Origin of the sequence: Minwuia sp., from assembly GCF_048007105.1 — a bacterium.
Taxonomy (GTDB): Bacteria; Pseudomonadota; Alphaproteobacteria; order Minwuiales; family Minwuiaceae; genus Minwuia.
This window is the reverse complement of sequence record NZ_CP180352.1, coordinates 4619165-4635690: the sequence shown is the minus strand read 5'-3', so window position 1 is coordinate 4635690 and position 16526 is coordinate 4619165. Positions and strand designations below refer to the sequence as shown.

General features: G+C 66.1%; 16 protein-coding genes and 2 pseudogenes. 15 read left to right on the top strand and 3 right to left on the bottom strand.

Going from position 1 to position 16526, the window contains the following annotated elements; translation table 11 throughout:
* Positions 1 to 133 precede the first annotated feature (133 nt).
* The gene (locus ACMVY4_RS22485; RefSeq protein ID WP_416898167.1) at positions 134 to 823 is read left to right on the top strand and encodes a transglycosylase SLT domain-containing protein; all 690 of its coding nucleotides are present in this window, start codon (positions 134 to 136) and stop codon (positions 821 to 823) included.
* Between the two features lie 21 nt (positions 824 to 844).
* Here ACMVY4_RS22485 and secA read toward each other — a convergent pair.
* Positions 845 to 3563 (bottom strand): annotated as a pseudogene (gene secA / locus ACMVY4_RS22480) (preprotein translocase subunit SecA).
* A gap of 101 nt (positions 3564 to 3664) precedes the next feature.
* On the bottom strand, positions 3665 to 4261 hold the full coding sequence (locus ACMVY4_RS22475) for a hypothetical protein (protein WP_416898166.1): 597 nt from the start codon (positions 4259 to 4261) through the stop codon (positions 3665 to 3667).
* On the opposite strand from ACMVY4_RS22475, the pseudogene ACMVY4_RS22470 reads away from it, so the two are divergent.
* The 13 genes and pseudogenes from ACMVY4_RS22470 to ACMVY4_RS22410 form a co-directional block, all read left to right on the top strand.
* Positions 4205 to 4411 (top strand): annotated as a pseudogene (locus tag ACMVY4_RS22470) (peptidylprolyl isomerase); the annotation flags it as partial. The gene ACMVY4_RS22475 and the pseudogene ACMVY4_RS22470 overlap by 57 nt on opposite strands.
* 91 nt (positions 4412 to 4502) lie before the next feature.
* Positions 4503 to 4709 carry a hypothetical protein gene (locus tag ACMVY4_RS22465; RefSeq protein WP_416898165.1) on the top strand — a complete coding sequence of 69 codons (207 nt, stop codon included), beginning with the start codon at positions 4503 to 4505 and terminating at the stop codon, positions 4707 to 4709.
* Positions 4710 to 4742: 33 nt separating this feature from the next.
* The gene (gene lgt, locus ACMVY4_RS22460) at positions 4743 to 5567 is read left to right on the top strand and encodes a prolipoprotein diacylglyceryl transferase (RefSeq protein ID WP_416898164.1); all 825 of its coding nucleotides are present in this window, start codon (positions 4743 to 4745) and stop codon (positions 5565 to 5567) included.
* Positions 5564 to 6658 carry a class I SAM-dependent methyltransferase gene (locus ACMVY4_RS22455; RefSeq protein WP_416898163.1) on the top strand — a complete coding sequence of 365 codons (1095 nt, stop codon included), beginning with the start codon at positions 5564 to 5566 and terminating at the stop codon, positions 6656 to 6658. Before lgt ends, ACMVY4_RS22455 begins: the two co-directional genes overlap by 4 nt.
* Positions 6624 to 7403, top strand: coding sequence for a peptidoglycan editing factor PgeF (gene pgeF, locus ACMVY4_RS22450; RefSeq protein ID WP_416898162.1), 780 nt, complete (start codon positions 6624 to 6626; stop codon positions 7401 to 7403). Before ACMVY4_RS22455 ends, pgeF begins: the two co-directional genes overlap by 35 nt.
* 13 nt (positions 7404 to 7416) lie before the next feature.
* Positions 7417 to 8355 carry a DMT family transporter gene (locus ACMVY4_RS22445; protein WP_416898161.1) on the top strand — a complete coding sequence of 313 codons (939 nt, stop codon included), beginning with the start codon at positions 7417 to 7419 and terminating at the stop codon, positions 8353 to 8355.
* 1 nt (position 8356) lies between these two features.
* Positions 8357 to 9508, top strand: coding sequence for a M24 family metallopeptidase (locus tag ACMVY4_RS22440; protein ID WP_416898160.1), 1152 nt, complete (start codon positions 8357 to 8359; stop codon positions 9506 to 9508).
* 58 nt (positions 9509 to 9566) lie between these two features.
* The gene (locus tag ACMVY4_RS22435; protein WP_416898159.1) at positions 9567 to 10436 is read left to right on the top strand and encodes a hypothetical protein; all 870 of its coding nucleotides are present in this window, start codon (positions 9567 to 9569) and stop codon (positions 10434 to 10436) included.
* A 130-nt stretch (positions 10437 to 10566) separates the two neighbouring features.
* Entirely contained in the window at positions 10567 to 11508 is a 942-nt protein-coding gene (locus ACMVY4_RS22430; RefSeq protein ID WP_416900378.1) for a ribose-phosphate pyrophosphokinase, read from the top strand.
* Between the two features lie 108 nt (positions 11509 to 11616).
* Complete coding sequence (locus ACMVY4_RS22425) at positions 11617 to 12324, top strand: 50S ribosomal protein L25/general stress protein Ctc (RefSeq protein WP_416898158.1); 708 nt, start codon at positions 11617 to 11619, stop codon at positions 12322 to 12324.
* Positions 12325 to 12354: 30 nt separating this feature from the next.
* Entirely contained in the window at positions 12355 to 12978 is a 624-nt protein-coding gene (pth, locus tag ACMVY4_RS22420) for an aminoacyl-tRNA hydrolase (protein WP_416898157.1), read from the top strand.
* 2 nt (positions 12979 to 12980) lie between these two features.
* Positions 12981 to 14081, top strand: a complete 1101-nt coding sequence (gene ychF / locus ACMVY4_RS22415) for a redox-regulated ATPase YchF (RefSeq protein ID WP_416898156.1) — start codon at positions 12981 to 12983, stop codon at positions 14079 to 14081.
* A gap of 14 nt (positions 14082 to 14095) precedes the next feature.
* A complete protein-coding gene (locus ACMVY4_RS22410) occupies positions 14096 to 14545 on the top strand; it encodes a MaoC family dehydratase (RefSeq protein WP_416898155.1) in 450 nt (149 codons plus the stop codon).
* Positions 14546 to 14554: 9 nt separating this feature from the next.
* Here ACMVY4_RS22410 and ACMVY4_RS22405 read toward each other — a convergent pair whose 3' ends face one another.
* The gene (locus ACMVY4_RS22405; RefSeq protein ID WP_416898154.1) at positions 14555 to 15436 is read right to left on the bottom strand and encodes a phytanoyl-CoA dioxygenase family protein; all 882 of its coding nucleotides are present in this window, start codon (positions 15434 to 15436) and stop codon (positions 14555 to 14557) included.
* Positions 15437 to 15613: 177 nt separating this feature from the next.
* On the opposite strand from ACMVY4_RS22405, the gene ACMVY4_RS22400 reads away from it, so the two are divergent.
* Complete coding sequence (locus ACMVY4_RS22400) at positions 15614 to 16525, top strand: LysR family transcriptional regulator (RefSeq protein WP_416898153.1); 912 nt, start codon at positions 15614 to 15616, stop codon at positions 16523 to 16525.
* Position 16526: the final 1 nt, after the last annotated feature.

The window sequence follows — 16526 nt, the reverse complement described above, 5'->3', positions numbered from 1 at the left end:
TGCGTTTTTGCGCAAGCGAAAGAATGCTGCGATTGCGAGAAGATCTCATATGCGTCAGGTTGCGGGATCGGTTCCGAAACTGGCCTGCGGCTTGCTTCTCCGGGTTGTGACCACACCGATCCCGAGGGGTAGCATGCGTATCATTTCCGCCATCGCCGTGGCCGTCTTCATCATGGCCGCAACCGCCGCCGAAGCCCGGACTTCTGCGGACAAGGAGGCAACCGCCCGGTCTTGCCGCGACGCCGTCACCGAGGCGGAGCGCCGCTACCGGATCCCTGCTGGCCTGCTGCAGGCGATCGCCCTGGTCGAGTCGGGGCGCACAATTTCCGGGAACCCGGCAAAGACTGCCTGGCCCTGGACCATTCATTCCGAGGGCACGGGGCGGTGGCTGGACAGCCGCGGTCAGGCCGTCGAGATGGTCGAGGATCTTCAGGCCCGCGGTGTCACCAATATCGACGTCGGCTGCATGCAGGTGAACCTGATGTACCACCCCGACGCCTTCGCAGACCTGAAATCGGCTTTCACGCCTTCGGTCAACGCCGACTATGCGGGGCGCTTTCTCTCGGAACTGTTTCAGGAAACCAAGTCCTGGACCCGGGCCGCGTCCTACTATCACAGCCGCACGCCCGAGCACGCCACCCGATACCGCAAGCTGGTGATCGCCGCCTGGAACGGCGGCGCTGCCGGCGTCCGGCAGGCAGTGCGCGCGGATGTGCGTGCCAAGCTGGGACGCAACACCTCGGCGGCCGGCAAGCTCCGCCGCCTCGGTTCGTCCGTCTACATCAACAACGGATCCAGCACGGTGCGCATCCGCCGCTACTGAGCGGATGCGCCGGCGGGCGGTTCAGACCGCCGCGCCGTGGCAGTGCTTGAACTTCTTTCCCGAACCGCAGGGGCAGGCGGCGTTGCGCCGGACACGGCCCCAGGTCGACGGGTCGTCGGGATCGACCGCCGCTGCGCGCCGCGTCGCCACCGTCTGTGCGCCGCCTTCGTCATCACCAGCTTCCAGCGGATCGGCGCTGGGATGCGAGGCGACGAGTTCGCTCTCGTCAGGACCGGTCGGCTGTTCGACCGGCGGATCCTCGCCGACCCGGAATTCCATGTGCGAGAGCGCGCCGGTGACGGTTTCGCGCATGCGGTTCAGCATGGAGTTCGAACAGCTCGAAGGCTTCGGCCTTGTATTCGTTCAGCGGATCGCGCTGCGCATAGGCGCGCAGGCCGACGGCCTGACGCAGGAAGTCGAGCTGCTGCAGGTGTTCCTTCCAGGTCTGGTCGAGTATCTGCAGCAACAGGCTCTTCTCGACCATGCGCATGACTTGCGGGGTGTAGCGGGCGGCCTTCTCGGCCATCCGCGCGTCGACGGCCCTGTTGACGCGCTCGACGATTTCCTCGTCGGCGATGCCTTCCTCGCCCGCCCACTCGACGATGGGCAGATCCATGCCGAAGATGCGCTTGATCTCTTCCTGCAGCCCCTCGGAATCCCAGAGGTCCGGATAGGCGTTCGGCGGGATGTGCCGGGCGACGGTGACCTCGACGGTCTCGTGACGCATGTCGGCGACCGTTTCCTGCACCTCGTCGGCGTCCATCAGTTCGAGGCGCTGTTCGTAGATCACCTTGCGCTGGTCGTTCATCACGTCGTCGAACTTCAGCAGGTTCTTGCGGATGTCGTAGTTGCGGGCCTCGACCTTCTGCTGCGCCTTCTCCAGCGCCTTGTTGATCCAGGGATGGACGATCGCCTCGCCTTCTTTCAGGCCGAGCCGGCGGAGCATGGTGTCCATCCGCTCTGAGCCGAAGATGCGCATCAGGTCGTCTTCGAGGCTGAGATAGAAGCGAGAGGCGCCGGGGTCGCCCTGACGCCCGGAGCGGCCGCGGAGCTGGTTGTCGATGCGGCGGCTCTCGTGGCGTTCGGTGCCGATGACGAACAGGCCGCCGGCGGCCAGCACCTTCTGCCGATCCTCCGTGACCTCCTGGCGGATCTTCGCTTCCAGTTCGCCGCGCTTGCTCTCGTCGCGCAGGTCGGCCAGTTCGGTGTCCAGACGCATGTCCAGATTGCCGCCCAGCTGGATGTCGGTGCCGCGGCCGGCCATGTTGGTTGCGATGGTCACCGCAGCGGACTGGCCGGCAAGGGCGACGATCTGCGCTTCCTGCTCGTGGTGACGGGCATTCAGCACGTTGTGCTTGATCTTGCGCTTCTTCAGCAGTTCGGAGAGCAATTCCGATTTCTCGATCGAGACCGTGCCCACCAGAACCGGCTGGCCGCGGTTCTGGCATTCCTCGATCAGGTCGATGATGGCGGCGTTCTTCTCCTCGGCCGTGCGGTAGACCTCGTCGTCATGGTCCTTTCGGGCCACGGGCACGTTGGTCGGTATCTCGACGACGGGCAGGCGGTAGATCTGCTCGAATTCCTCGGCCTCGGTGGCCGCGGTGCCGGTCATGCCGGCCAGCTTGTCGTAGCCGCGGAAGTAGTTCTGGAAGGTAATCGAGGCGAGCGTCTGGTTCTCGGGCTGGATGGAGACGTGTTCCTTCGCCTCCAGCGCCTGGTGCAGGCCTTCCGAATAGCGCCGTCCTTCCATCATGCGGCCGGTGAACTCGTCGATGATCACGACCTTGTCGTTGCGCACGATATAGTCGGTGTCCCGCTGGAACAGCTTGTGCGCGCGCAGGGCCTGGTTGACGTGGTGAACGACGGTCACGTTCTCCATGTCGTAGAGGCTGGGGCTCTGGAGCATCTCCAGCTCGGTCAGCCGGTTCTCCATGTACTCCTGACCTTCCTCGGTCAGGGTTGCCGCCCGCGCCTTCTCGTCGACTTCGAAATGGCCGTCCTCAAGCTCCAGGATCAGCGGGTCGATGGCCTGGTACATGGCCGAAGAGTCCTCGGCGGGGCCGGAAATGATCAGCGGCGTCCGCGCCTCGTCGACCAGGATGGAGTCCACTTCGTCGACGATGGCGAAGTGATGGCCGCGCTGGACCATCTCGTCGCGCGTGAACTTCATGTTGTCGCGCAGGAAGTCGAAACCGAGCTCGTTGTTCGTGGCGTAGGTAACGTCTGCAGCATAGGCCTCGCGGCGCTCCAGATCGTTCATGCCGTGGACGATGCAGCCGACGGTCAGCCCCAGGAAGCGGTAGATCTCGCCCATCCATTCGCTGTCGCGGCTGGCCAGATAGTCGTTCACCGTCACGACGTGGACGCCCCGGCCGGTCAGGGCGTTCAGCACGACCGCAAGGGTGGCGACCAGCGTCTTGCCTTCACCGGTCTTCATCTCGGCGATGCGGCCCTGATGCAGGGCGATGCCGCCGACCAGCTGCACGTCGAAATGGCGCTGACCCAGCGTGCGTTTGGCGGCCTCTCGGACGATGGCAAAGGTCTCGACCAGCAGGTCGTCCAGCTTCGCGCCGCCGGCGACTTCCTTCTTCATCTCGACGATGCGCTGGCGCAGTTCGTCGTCGGACTTCGCCTCGATCTCGGGCTCCAGCGCGTTGATCGGATCGACCTGCTTCTTGAAGGTCTTGACCACGCGGTCGTTTGGCGTACCGAAAATCTTCCGGGCGATGGCGCCGATCATGAACTCTGGTTCCCTGAAAACGGGTCTGTGGAAAGGCCGTCCGGGGCCAGCTCAGCAAGGCGGTCCTGCGACGGGTACTGCGTCACATAGGCGGGGCAGTCTCAGGTGTCAACGCGGCCCGCCGACCGCGCGCACACTTGCGTGTCATGGCGTCCGGAGCCGGTTGTGGCGCTGCGGCGCTGCCTGTAATGGTGTCGCAACGCACCTGCAATCCACAGGCAAGGACTCTCTTCATGATTCAGTACCGTAATCTGGGCGCCGCGCTTGCGCTCGGCGTTCTCGTCGCGGCCCAGCCGCTGGCCGCCCAGACCGCTTCCGATACCGCGGGCGCCGCGGCGGATGCGAAGCCGGTCGACGAAAATCCGGTCGCCGCGCGCGTCAACGGCGAGGAAATCCGCCTCGACGCGGTGATGAGCATGATCCAGGACCTGCCGCAGCAATATCAGCAGGTGCCGATCAGCGCGCTCTATCCGCTGCTGGTCAAGCGGGCGGTCAACAACAAGCTGATGCTGGCCGAGGCTTCCAAGACCGACATCGCCGAGAGCGAAGACCTCAAGGCCGAAGTCGAGGCCTATCGCCGCTCGAAGATCCTCGAATACTTCCTGATCGGACGGATCGAGGCGGAGCTGACCGAGGAAGCGGTGCGCGCGCGTTACGACGAATATGTGAAGACCGCCGAGCCGGAGCCGTCCGTCCATGCCCGCCATATCCTGCTCAAGACCGAGGATGAGGCGAAGGCGGTGATCGAGGAGCTCAAGGCCGGCGCCGACTTCGCGGAGACGGCGATGGCGAAGTCCAAGGGGCCGAGCGGCCCCAACGGCGGCGATCTCGGCTTTTTCGGCAAGGGCCAGATGGTGCCGCCCTTCGAGGAGGCGGCCTTCGCGATGCAGCCGGGCGAGATCACCGAGAACTCCGGTCCAGACGCAGTTCGGCTGGCACGTGATAAAGGTCGAGGAGCGGCGCGAGCATCCGGCCTTCGAGGAGAAGGCCGAAGAACTCCGCCGCGAGATGAGCGGCGAGGTGCTGACCGCGCTGGTCGAGGACCTTCGCGCCGACGCCGAGATCGAGGAGTTCCAGATCGACGGTTCGCCGCTGGTCGAGCCGACGGCCCAGCCGGTGGCGCCCGCGCCGCAGCCGAAGGAATAGTTTCGTACCCACCCCGCTTCTCGGGGGCGTTGCATGCCGTTTCCGGAGATCGATCCCGTTATCTTCCAGATCGGGCCGTTCGCGGTCCGCTGGTACGCGCTGGCCTATATCGTCGGGCTTGTGCTGGGCTGGCGCTATGCGATGCACCTGGGCACCCGCCGCGACACCGTCGTGCGGCGCGCGCATCCGGACATGTTCTTCGTCTGGGCGGCGATCGGCGTCGTGCTCGGCGGCCGTCTCGGCTACGTCCTGTTCTACGGCCTGCCCTTCTATCTGGAGAATCCCCTGGACGCGCTGGAGATCTGGCGCGGCGGCATGTCCTTCCACGGCGGCATTCTTGGCGTGACCATTGCCGGCGTGCTGTTCTGCCGGGCAAAGGGCATCCCGATGCTTGCCTTCGGAGACGTGCTGGCGACGGTCTCGCCGATCGGGCTCTTCTTCGGCCGCATCGCGAACTTCATCAATGGGGAACTCTATGGCCGGCCGACCGACGCACCCTGGGGCATGATCTTCCCCGGTTCGGACGGCCAGCCGCGTCACCCGAGCCAGCTCTACGAAGCCTTTCTTGAAGGGCTGGTCCTCTTCGTCGTCGTCAATGTCATGGTCCGGAGCTTCGGCGCCTACCGGCGGCCGGGACTCGTGATGGGCACGTTCATCGCGGGCTATGGCGTCAGCCGCTTCATCGTCGAATTCTTCCGTCAGTGGGATGCCGGGCTGGACCTGGTGTTCGGATGGCTGTCGCGCGGCCAGATGCTGTCGCTGCCGATGATCCTGATCGGCCTGTTCTTCATCGTCCGTGCAATGCAGGCTGAAAGGCAGCCGGCGGTGGTCGAGAAGGCGGGACAGGCGGAGACATGAATGCACTCGAGACACGGCTGCGCGAGATGATCGCCGCGGAGGGACCGTTGCCGCTCGACCGATACATGGCGCTGGCGCTGACCGATTCCGAGCACGGTTACTACACCCGCGGCGACGGCATCGGCGCGGCCGGCGATTTCATCACCGCGCCCGAGATCTCCCAGATGTTCGGTGAACTGGTCGGCCTCTGGATGGCCGACATGTGGCGCCGCATGGGCATGCCCTGGGATGCGGTGATCGTCGAACTGGGACCGGGCCGCGGCACGCTGATGGCGGATGCGTTGCGCGCCATTGCCCGCGGCGAGCCGGCCTTCGCCGAGAACCGGGAGATCTGGCTGGTCGAGGCCAGCCCGCGGATGCGCGAGATGCAGCGCGAGCGCCTCGCCGGCTACGACCTGCACTTCGCCGACCGCTTCGAGGATGTGCCGAAGCGGCCAATGATCCTGATCGCCAACGAGTTCCTCGATGCGCTGCCGGTGCGGCAGCTTCTGCGCCGGGAGCGGCAATGGCGGGAGCGTGCGGTCGGACTGGAGGGCGATGACCTGGTGATCGTCGAGATCGACCCGGCCACCGACATTCCGCCCGGCCTGCCGCCGCTGCCCGATGGCGAGATCATCGAGGTCGCGCCGGCGCGCAACGCGGTTGCGCAGGCGATCGGCGGCAGCGTCGCTGAGCGCGGCGGCGCCGCACTCGTGATCGACTATGGTCACGAGGTGACGGCGCCGGGCGATACGCTGCAGGCGATGAAGCGCCACGCCTTCCATCCGCTGCTGGAAGCGCCGGGCGAGGCCGATCTCACGGCCCATGTCGATTTCGCCGCCGCGGCCAATGCGGCCGAACGGGCGGGCGCCGAAGTTCACGGCCCCATCGGGCAGCGCCAGTTCCTGCTCCGGCTGGGTATCGAGGCGCGGCTGGCGCAATTGCTCAAGCGGGCCGAGGGCGAGACCGCGGACGGACTGGCTGCGGGGTTCCGCCGCCTGACCGATCCGGCCCATATGGGCCATCTGTTCAAGGTTCTCTGCATCGCGGATCCGAAACTGGGAGTTCCGACCGGCTATGTCGCTGACGAAGCTTTCCGCAACGCCTCTTGAGGCCCTGACGGGCGTCGCGCACGGCTACTACACGCGGCAGGGCGGGATTTCCGGCGGCATCTACGCCAGCCTGAACGGGGGCATGGGTTCGAGTGACGACGCCGGCAATGTCGTCGAGAACCGCAGCCGCATCGCCGGGGACATCGGGGCGGCGCATCTGGTCACGCTCTTTCAGTGCCACAGCGCGGACGTCGTCGCGGTCGACGGGCCGTTCGACGGCGACGCGCCGAAAGCTGACGCCATGGTCACTCGCACGCCTGGCGTGGCGCTGGGCATCCTCACCGCCGATTGCGGGCCGTTGCTCTTCGCCGATCCGGAGGCGGGCGTCATCGGCGCGGCGCATGCGGGCTGGGGCGGCGCCTTCAAGGGCGTCATCGCGGCGACGGTCGATGCGATGGAAGGGCTGGGCGCGGAACGCGGCCGCATCCTCGCCGCGCTGGGTCCGACACTGGCCCGGAAGTCCTACGAGGTGGGACCCGAGTTTGTCGAACGCTTCACAACCGACGATGCGGAAAACGCCCGGTTCTTCGTTCATCCGGAGGGCGCGCCACGGCCCTATTTCGATCTGCCGGGCTACATTGCGCGGCAGGCAGGCGATGCGGGTGTCCGGCCGGAGAACTACACCGATCTGGGTCGGGACACCTATGCGGATGAGGATCTGTTCTACAGCTACCGCCGCAGCGTACACAGGAACGAGCCCGACTATGGACGCCTGGTCGCGGCGATCATGCTGACGGAACGGTAGCGGGACCGGTTCAATGCGCAATCCGGCCACTCTGGCCTATCTTGCGGTGCTGATCGGGGTCTTCGGACACTCGACCAGCGAGTTCGTGTCCGTGCTGACCGGAGTCAGCGGACCGGAGGTATCGGTCTGGCGCTACGTGCTGGGCGGCGCAGGCCTGTTGCTGTTCGCCCTGGCGCGTCGGCGGACACGGAATTTCTGGCGCCCGCTGATCGACAAGCCGGTTGCGACCATGCTGCTCTCGGTGTTCGGCATCGGCATGCCGATGCTGCTGTTCCACTGGGCCCTGGATTACGCGACGGTGATCCAGGTCGCGACCCTGACTACGACGATCCCGATCTGGGTCGCTGTCACCAATGCGGTGGTCAACCGTCAGCCGCTTGGCGCCGGCAAGATCTTCACCGGCATTGCCGCCTTTCTCGGCATCGTGGTCCTTCTGACGAACGGCTATCTGGAGCGGCTGGCCGGCGACGACGACCAGTTGTTCGGGCTGTTCCTCGGGCTGGCCTGCGCGGCGACCGGGTCGGCCTACTCGGTGCTGGTGAAGCCGATGATCCTGGAATATGGCGGGATCCGGGTGATGGCGCTGAACACGGTCATCGGGGCGCTGTCGCTGTGGCTGGTCGTGGGCGCCGCCTGGGGCATCTGGGTCGATCCGACAACGCTGTTCGACCGCCCGGCGGAACAGGCGCTGGCGCTGGCGACGATCGGTATCTGGAACACCACCATCGGCATGCTGCTCTGGTTCTGGGGGCTGGCGGCCGTGCCCGATATCGCGCGTGGGTCCTATCTCTTCTTCCTGAAGCCGGTGATTGCAGCGACGCTGTCGCTCGTGTTCCTCTCGCAGCCCGTCAGCTGGCTGCAGTTCGTGGCCATCGGGGTGATCTGCGGTTCGGTGGCGCTGGAGTTCTTCTGGCCGCGCATAGCTGGCAGACGGAAGCAGGAGGCAGTTTGAAGTGGCTTTGCATTTCACCCGCGAGGAGTTCGATGCCCGCGTGCGCGCGGCGACCGCCGCGATGAAGGCCGAACGGCTGGATGCGTTGCTGATGTTCCGGCAGGAGAGCATGTACTGGCTCACCGGCTTCGACACCTTCGGATACGCCTTCTTCCAGTGCATGGTGCTGACGGCCGACGGCCAGCTGGTGCTGCTGACCCGCGCGCCCGACCTGCGGCAGGCGCAGATCACCTCGACCGTGACCGACATACGGATCTGGCGGGACCGGGAGGGCGCCAATCCGGCCCTTGAACTGAGGGACATTCTCGAGGAACTGGAACTCGACGGATCGAGGATCGGCATCGAACTCGAGGCCTATGGCCTGACCGGCCGGTCGTTGCGGATGTTCGACCGGGCCATGGAAGGCTTCGGCGTGATGATCGATGTCTCGACGCTGATCAGCCGCCTGCGGCTGGTGAAGTCGGATGCCGAGATCGCCTATGTCCGCCGGGCCGCCGAACTGGCCGATGACGCGCTGGATGCGGCGCTGGCCGAAGTCCGGCCCGGCGCCTTCGAAGGGGATATTCTTGCCGCGATGCAGGGCGCCGTCTTTCGCGGTGGCGGCGACTACGCGGGCAATGAGTTCATCATCGGGTCCGGTGAGGGCGCGCTGCTCTGCCGCTACATGACCGGCCGCCGGCATCTCGACCCCGTCGATCAGCTCACGCTGGAATATGCCGGCACGTACCGGCGCTATCATGCCGCCATGATGCATACGCTGCCGGTGGGCAGCGTGACGTCGCGCCAGCGCGACATGCACGCCGCTTGTGAGGAGGCGTTGCTGGCCTGCGAGGACGCGCTACGGCCCGGGACGGCGATGGGTGACGTCTTCCAGGTCCACGCGGACATCTTCGACCGCGCTGGTTACGGCGATCATCGGCTCAATGCCTGCGGCTATTGCATGGGAACCGCCTATCCGCCGATCTGGATGGACTGGCCCATGTTCTATGCCGACAATCCGGTCGTGCTGCAGCCGGGGATGACCTTCTTCCTGCACATGATCCTGATGGACAGCGACAGCGGGACCGCCATGACGCTGGGCCGGTCATCGCTGGTGACCGACCGCGGTCCGGAAGTCCTCAGCCGTCATTCCACGGACCTGAAGTCGGCCTGAGCCATGCCCTGGATCATCATGCTCGTGATCATCTTCATCCTGTTCTCGCTGGCGACCTGTGCGATTTTCTAGGCTTCTTGCTGCGGCCCTGCTGCTGGCGGCGCTGACGGCCTGCGGCAGTGTTCCCCGGCCCTTCAGCCCGGGCGCGAAGTCGGGCGGACTGCCCCCGCCCGGGCCGTCTTCCGCACTGATCGTCCACCCTGTCGCGGGGGTCGAGACCGACGTGCTGGACCGGATGACCCGTCTGATCGTGTCCGGTCTGCAGCAGAAACAGGTGGCGGCCATCCCCTATGAGGTGCCGAACCGATACCGGATCATCGGCCAGGCCATTGCCGTCGACAGCACCGCGGGCCGTTCGACGCTGGAGATCCACTGGCAACTGACCGAGCCTGACAGGACGCCGTTGCGCGAGGATCTGTACAACCGCGATGTCGACGCCGAGGCCTGGCGAAGCGGCGATCCGGCGCTGGTACGCGCGCTGGCCGACGAGGCCGTCGAACGCATTGCGGTACTGATCGGGATGGCGGCGGCGGCGGCACCCGAACCTGCAGCGCCGGAGGGGCCCGATCTGCGGCTGGCTCCCATCAAACGCGCGCCCGGAGACGGGGCCGAAGCGCTCGCCGGCGCCATGGCGTCCGAACTTGAACGGTTCGACCTGCAGACCGCGCCGGACGACGGCCTGGGGCAGGTGCCGGTGCTGGAGGCGCTGGTCAGTGTCTCGCCGATGGACGCCTCCAACGACCTCGTCCGTATCATCTGGCTGCTCCGCGACGGCTCCGGCCGCGAGCGCGGGCGGCTGGAGCAGCAGAACACGGTGCCCTCCGGGCGTCTGGCCCGCCGTTGGGGCGTGGTCGCGCAACTGGCTGCGGCGGCTGCCGCGCCGGGCATTGCCGATCTTGTGGAGCAGTTGCGGCGGACGGCACAGTGACCCCGGGCCGACGCCGGGCGGCGGACTGCCGCGGCTGTCAGAAAACGGTCACAGCGCATGGACAGCCCATATCCCGGCTGATACAAACCGCGCCGTCAGCCCGGTCCAGAAACCCTCGGAAATCGCGATCATGCCGCTCAAGGTTCTTGCAGGGAACAGCAATCCCCAATTGACCGCTCAGATCGCCGACTATCTTGGCGTTCGCACCACCAACGCTCTCGTGCGGCGCTTCGCCGACGAGGAAGTCTATGTCGAGATTCAGGAGAACGTGCGCGGCGAGGATGTCTTCGTCGTGCAGTCGACCTCCTATCCCGCCAACGATCACCTGATGGAATTGCTGATCTGCATCGATGCGCTGCGCCGCGCGTCGGCCCGCCGGATCACTGCAGTACTGCCCTATTTCGGCTATGCCCGTCAGGACCGGAAGCCGGGACCGCGGACGCCGATCTCGGCCAAGCTTGTGGCGAACCTGATCGAGAAAGCTGGCGCCGACCGTGTGCTCACCGTCGATCTGCACGCCGGACAGATCCAGGGTTTCTTCGATATTCCGCTGGACAATCTGTACGCCGGACCGGTTCTGATCGACGACATTAAGTCCAAGTTCGGCAGCGAGGATGACCTGATGGTCATCTCCCCGGATGTGGGTGGTGTGGTGCGCGCGCGCTACTTCGCCAAGCGGCTTGACGCAGACCTGGCGATCGTGGATAAGCGCCGCGAACGGGCCGGCGTCTCGGAAGTGATGAACGTGATTGGCGACGTCGAAGGGCGTCGCTGCATTCTTGTCGACGACATCGTCGACAGCGCGGGCACACTCTGCAACGCCGCATCGGTGCTCCTGGAACGGGGTGCGACTTCCGTTTCCGCCTACGTCACACACGGTGTGCTTTCGGGCGGTGCGGTCAAGCGCGTCTCCGAGTCGGCGCTGGAATCGCTGGTGGTGACGGATACGATCCGGGCCACCGAGGAAGTCGAGAACGAGCCGAAGATCCAGCAGGTGTCGATCGGTTCGCTGCTCGCCGAAGCGATCAAGCGGATCTCGACGGAGTCCTCGGTGTCGAGCCTGTTCGACTGAGAATTCGGGGAGCGTGTCCGAAGGGGCGCGCGCCCATGTTGTTTTGGCGGTTCACCGGCGGCTGCGGCCCATACAGGGGCTGCGGCGCACGGCAGAGGAGAGAAGGCAATGGCCGATATTGACGTACTCGAGGCTTCGTTCCGCGAGGACATGACCAAGGGCGAGCTGCGCTCGCTGCGTCAGCAGGGCATGGTTCCCTGCATCATCTATGGTGACGGCAAGGATCCGGCGAAGGTCTCCATGGACCTGCGCTACATCGTCAAGGAACTCCACCGTGGCGGCTTCCAGGGCCGCGTCTACGATGTACAGATCGGCGACCGCAAGCAGCGCTGCCTGCCGCGCGACGTTCAGCTGCATCCGGTGACGGACGATCCGCTGCATGTCGATTTCCTGCGTCTGTCCGCCAACGCCCGCGTGTCGGTGAATATCCCCGTCGTCTTCGTTGGCGAGGAAGATAGCCCGGGTCTGGAGCGCGGCGGCGTGCTGAACGTGGTCCGCTACGAGGTCGAGCTGGACTGCCCGGCTGACGCGATCCCGGAGCAGGTCGAGCTGTCTCTGGCGGGTCTGGAGATCGGCGACGCGCTCAAGATCTCGGACGCCTCGCTGCCGGACGGCGTCGAACCGACCATCACCGATCGCGATTTCACCATCGCCACCATCGCCGCCGCGACCGCGGTCGCCGAGGAAGCTGCCGAGGAGCAGGCCGAGGCTGAAGCCGAAGCCGAGGCCGAGGCCGATGAAGAGGCGACCGAAGGTGAAGAGGGCGAAGGCGCCGAAGAGGGCGGCGACGCCGAAGAGGGCGACGGCGACAAGTAATCGCCTCGGCGTCCGCGCTGGAGGTCTGCGATGCTGCTGTTCGTCGGGCTCGGGAATCCGGGCAGGGAATACGCATTGCATCGCCACAATGCCGGTTTCATGGCCATCGACCGGATCGCAGCCGACCACGGCTTCGGCGCCTGGAAGAGCAAGTTCCAGGGCGCCGTGGCCGAAGGGCGCCTTGGCGGACACAAGGTGATGCTGCTGAAGCCGGCCACCTTCATGAACCGCTCCGGACAGTCGGTTGCCGAAGCCATGCGCTTCCACAAGTTGAGCCTGGGGGACGTCACCGTCTTCCATGACGAGCTGGACGTGGCATTCGGCAAGGTGAAGGTGAAGACGGGCGGCGGCCATGCCGGCAACAACGGCATCCGCTCCATCGCCCAGCACATCACGCCGGAGTTCCAGCGGGTCCGCATCGGCATCGGTCATCCGGGCGACAAGGCCAGGGTCACCGGCCACGTCCTCGGGGCCTTCTCTAGGGCGGAGCAGCCGCTTCTCACGGAGCTGATGGACGCTATCTCCTACGCCGCGCCGAAACTGGCCGAGGACGATGCGCCGGGGTTCCTGACTGCGGTGGCGCTGAAGTGCCCGCCGCCGAAGCCGGCGAAGAAGCCGAAGAACGACAAGCCGGATACGGAAGAGGACGTCTGACCATGGGTTTCAAGTGCGGGATCGTCGGATTGCCGAATGTCGGCAAGTCTACCCTGTTCAACGCGCTGACGCAGACCGCTGCCGCGCAGGCCGCGAACTATCCCTTCTGCACCATCGAGCCCAATCTGGGCCGAGTCGCCGTGCCGGACCGCCGGCTGTCGCGGTTGTCGGAACTGGCGAAGTCCAAGGAAGTGATCCCGACGCAGCTGACCTTCGTGGACATCGCCGGCCTTGTCCGCGGCGCCTCGAAGGGCGAGGGGCTGGGTAATCAGTTTCTCAGCCATATCCGCGAGGTCGACGCCATCGTCCACGTGCTGCGCTGCTTCGAGGATGACGACATCACCCATGTCGACGGCCGCATCGATCCCATCGCCGACGCCGAGACCGTCGAGACCGAGCTGATGATCGCTGACATGGAGAGCCTGGAGAAGCGGCTGATCCCGCTGCAGAAGCGCTACCAGTCCGGCGACAAGAGCCTGAAGGCGGATGTCGAGCTGATGGGCGGCGCGCTGGAGCTTTTGCGCGACGGCAAGCCGGCCCGGGTTCTGGAGGTTTCCAAGGACGACCGGAAGGCCTTCCAGATGCTGCAGCTGCTGACCGCCAAGCCGGTGCTCTACGTCTGCAATGTCGCCGAGGAGGACGCCGCGGAAGGCAACGAGCATTCCGCTCGCGTAGCGGAAAAGGCCGCCGCAGAGGGTGCGAGCTGCGTCGTCATTTCGGCCGCCATCGAGGCCGAGATTGCCCAGCTCACCGACCCCGAGGAACGCGCCGAGTTCCTGGAGGGGATCGGCCTCGAGGAGACGGGCCTCGACCGTATCATCAATGCCGGCTACGGCCTGCTGGACCTGATCACCTTCTTCACCGCCGGACCGAAGGAGGCTCGCGCCTGGACGGTCCGCACCGGCGCCGCGGCGCCGGAAGCAGCAGGCGTGATCCACACCGACTTCGAGAAGGGCTTCATTCGCGCCGAGACCATCGCCTTTGACGACTATGTCAGCCTGGGCGGCGAGCAGGGCGCGAAGGATGCGGGCCGGATGCGGCTGGAGGGCCGCGAGTACACGGTGCAGGACGGCGACGTCATGCATTTCCGCTTCAACGTCTGAGGGGGGACGCGTCGATGGGGGAGAAGGCGCTGCGGCCCTGGGACGAGGTCGAGGTCGGCGAGGTGCACCGTTCGGGGCCGTATGCGGTCACCGAGGAGGCGATCATCCGCTTCGCCGAGCAGTTCGACCCTCAGTATTTCCATCTCAGCGTCGAGGGCGGCGAACGCGGCCCGTTCGGCAAGCTGTCGGCGTCGGGCTGGCACAGCTGTTCCATCGCCATGCGGCTGATGGTCGACGGGATGCTGAAGACGATGAAGAGCCAGGGCGCGCCGGGCGTGAAGCAGGTGCGCTGGCGTCAGCCCACCTTCGCCGGCGACGAACTGACCCTGGTGACCGAGATCGCGGACAAGTACCCGTCGAAGAGCCGGTCGGACATCGGCTTCCTGCTGGCGAAGCACCAGCTGGAGGATCAGGATGGCACGGTGAAGATGACCATGGAAAACGTCTTCATGGTGGGCCGCTGACGACTCCGGCTAGCGGTCCTTCTGCTGCGCCCTGAAGATCGTCTGCACTCTGCCGGCCCAGTCGGGCGCGACGCGCATGCGCCGTCCTTCGATTTCCAGCACGCCATCCCCTGAACCGCCGACCACCCGGCCGCTGACGCCGCCACGCGAGCCGTTGCCGCCGATACCCGCGATCGGCCAGGAATGCGCCGCCGAATAGGTCTGCAGCAGCAGCGGGCGCGGACGCGGCGAATTGTTCGGCGCCGAACCGTGGACCATGCAGCAATTGTGGATGGTGACGGAGCCGGCCGGACCCTTCAGCCAGGCGACCGCATCGAGGTCCAGCCCCGCCGCATCTCGGTCATGCATCGCCCCCGTCCAGGTTCCGTCGCCGTCGAACAGGTCGTAGAGCGGGCCGCGATGGCTGCCGGGCAGCACGCCCATCGGACCCATCTCGTCATCGACGTCTTCCAGATAGATCCCGATGGTCAGCGGCGAGAAATCGGTGTGGGGCCAGAACTGGATGTCCTGATGCCACTTGATCTCCTCGCCGCCGCTGGACCATTTGAAGTTCAGCTTGCCGTGGTGGTAGCGGACGGGTCCGTCCAGCAGCGCCGAGGCCAGGCCGGCCGCTGGTCCGTCCAGCACGAATTCGCGGAAGGTCCCGTCATTGTCCGCGGGCGAGATCAGCCGGCGCAGGCGCGGGGCGTCGGCCGAATGGCCGGGCGCCAGATCCAGCACCTTGCCGGACTCCGTCTCCTGCCGGCTGGCCTCCACGAAGGCGGCCGCCGCGTCCTTCAGCCGCTCGAGCCAGTCGCGGCCGATGAAGCCTTCCAGCAGCAGGTAGCCGTTCCGGTCGTAGAACTGCCGCTCGGCATCGCCGATTGCGGCGAGAGTCGGGCTGATGTTCATCCGTGCCTCCCCGGGACAATGAACGCACAGGCTCACTCAGTTGAGCCCGGCGCGCAAGGCGATCGCTGAGCGGGCCGGACCGGCCCGAACCGGTTTGCCGCTGGTCGTCACCTGCCGCGGGCTTGCCTGTCCGCGCTGTCGCGCCAAGATGTATCGACGATCAGCGAAAGGTAGGCGATGCAGGACCTGACGGCGATGGCGGTGTTCGCGGCGGTGGCCGAGGCGATGAGCTTCAGCCAGGCGGCGGACCGTCTCGGGCTTTCCAAATCGGCGGTCTCGAAGCAGCTGGCGCGGCTGGAAGAGCGGCTCGGCGCGCGGCTGGTGAACCGCTCGACCCGGCAGATCAGCCTGACAGAGGCGGGTGAGACCTATTACGGCTATTGCGCGCGCATGCTGGCCGAGGCCGAGGCCGCCGAGGAGGCGGTACAGCAGCTTCAGGGCGACCCGCGCGGGCGGCTGAAGGTCAATGCGCCCATGAGTTTCGGCACGATGCATCTGGCCGAGGCGGTCGCGGCCTTCATGTGCGAATATCAGGACGTGACCGTCGATCTGGACCTGACCGACAGCTTCGTCGATCTGATCGACCAGGGCGTGGACGTCGCGATCCGCATTACCGAACTGGCGGATTCGAGCCTGATCGCACGCAAGCTGGCGCCCGCACGGAACCTGGTGCTGGCCAGCCCGGCCTATCTGGAAAAGTCCGGAACCCCGGCGCATCCATCCGAACTGAAGAACCACCGGATGCTGATCTATTCCAACGCGACCGAGACCTCGACCATGACCTTCCGGCGCGGCGGTGAAGTGGTGCCGGTCAGCGTCAATGGCCCGTTGCGGTCCAACAATGGCGAGATCCTGCGCGATGCCGCTGTGGCGGGACGCGGGCTGACGATCACGCCGACCTTCCTGGCGCATGAGCAGATCCGCGACGGGCGGCTGGTGCCGGTGCTGTCGGACTGGATGGCGACGGGGCGCGGCATCCACGCCGTCTACCCGCACCGCAAGCACCTCTCGCCGAAAGTCCGGGCCTTCATCGACTTCCTCGCCGGCTATTTCGGCGATCCGCCCTACTGGGAGAAGGGGCTGCCCTGAA

Coding starts and splice junctions, on each gene's coding strand:
- ACMVY4_RS22485 (WP_416898167.1), top strand. CDS start 134: ATGCGTATCATTTCCGCCATCGCCGTGGCCGTCTTCATCATGGCCGCA.
- ACMVY4_RS22475 (WP_416898166.1), bottom strand. CDS start 4,261: ATGGACGGACGGCTCCGGCTCGGCGGTCTTCACATATTCGTCGTAACG.
- lgt (WP_416898164.1), top strand. CDS start 4,743: ATGCCGTTTCCGGAGATCGATCCCGTTATCTTCCAGATCGGGCCGTTC.
- ACMVY4_RS22455 (WP_416898163.1), top strand. CDS start 5,564: ATGAATGCACTCGAGACACGGCTGCGCGAGATGATCGCCGCGGAGGGA.
- pgeF (WP_416898162.1), top strand. CDS start 6,624: ATGTCGCTGACGAAGCTTTCCGCAACGCCTCTTGAGGCCCTGACGGGC.
- ACMVY4_RS22445 (WP_416898161.1), top strand. CDS start 7,417: ATGCGCAATCCGGCCACTCTGGCCTATCTTGCGGTGCTGATCGGGGTC.
- ACMVY4_RS22430 (WP_416900378.1), top strand. CDS start 10,567: ATGCCGCTCAAGGTTCTTGCAGGGAACAGCAATCCCCAATTGACCGCT.
- ACMVY4_RS22425 (WP_416898158.1), top strand. CDS start 11,617: ATGGCCGATATTGACGTACTCGAGGCTTCGTTCCGCGAGGACATGACC.
- pth (WP_416898157.1), top strand. CDS start 12,355: ATGCTGCTGTTCGTCGGGCTCGGGAATCCGGGCAGGGAATACGCATTG.
- ychF (WP_416898156.1), top strand. CDS start 12,981: ATGGGTTTCAAGTGCGGGATCGTCGGATTGCCGAATGTCGGCAAGTCT.
- ACMVY4_RS22410 (WP_416898155.1), top strand. CDS start 14,096: ATGGGGGAGAAGGCGCTGCGGCCCTGGGACGAGGTCGAGGTCGGCGAG.
- ACMVY4_RS22405 (WP_416898154.1), bottom strand. CDS start 15,436: ATGAACATCAGCCCGACTCTCGCCGCAATCGGCGATGCCGAGCGGCAG.
- ACMVY4_RS22400 (WP_416898153.1), top strand. CDS start 15,614: ATGCAGGACCTGACGGCGATGGCGGTGTTCGCGGCGGTGGCCGAGGCG.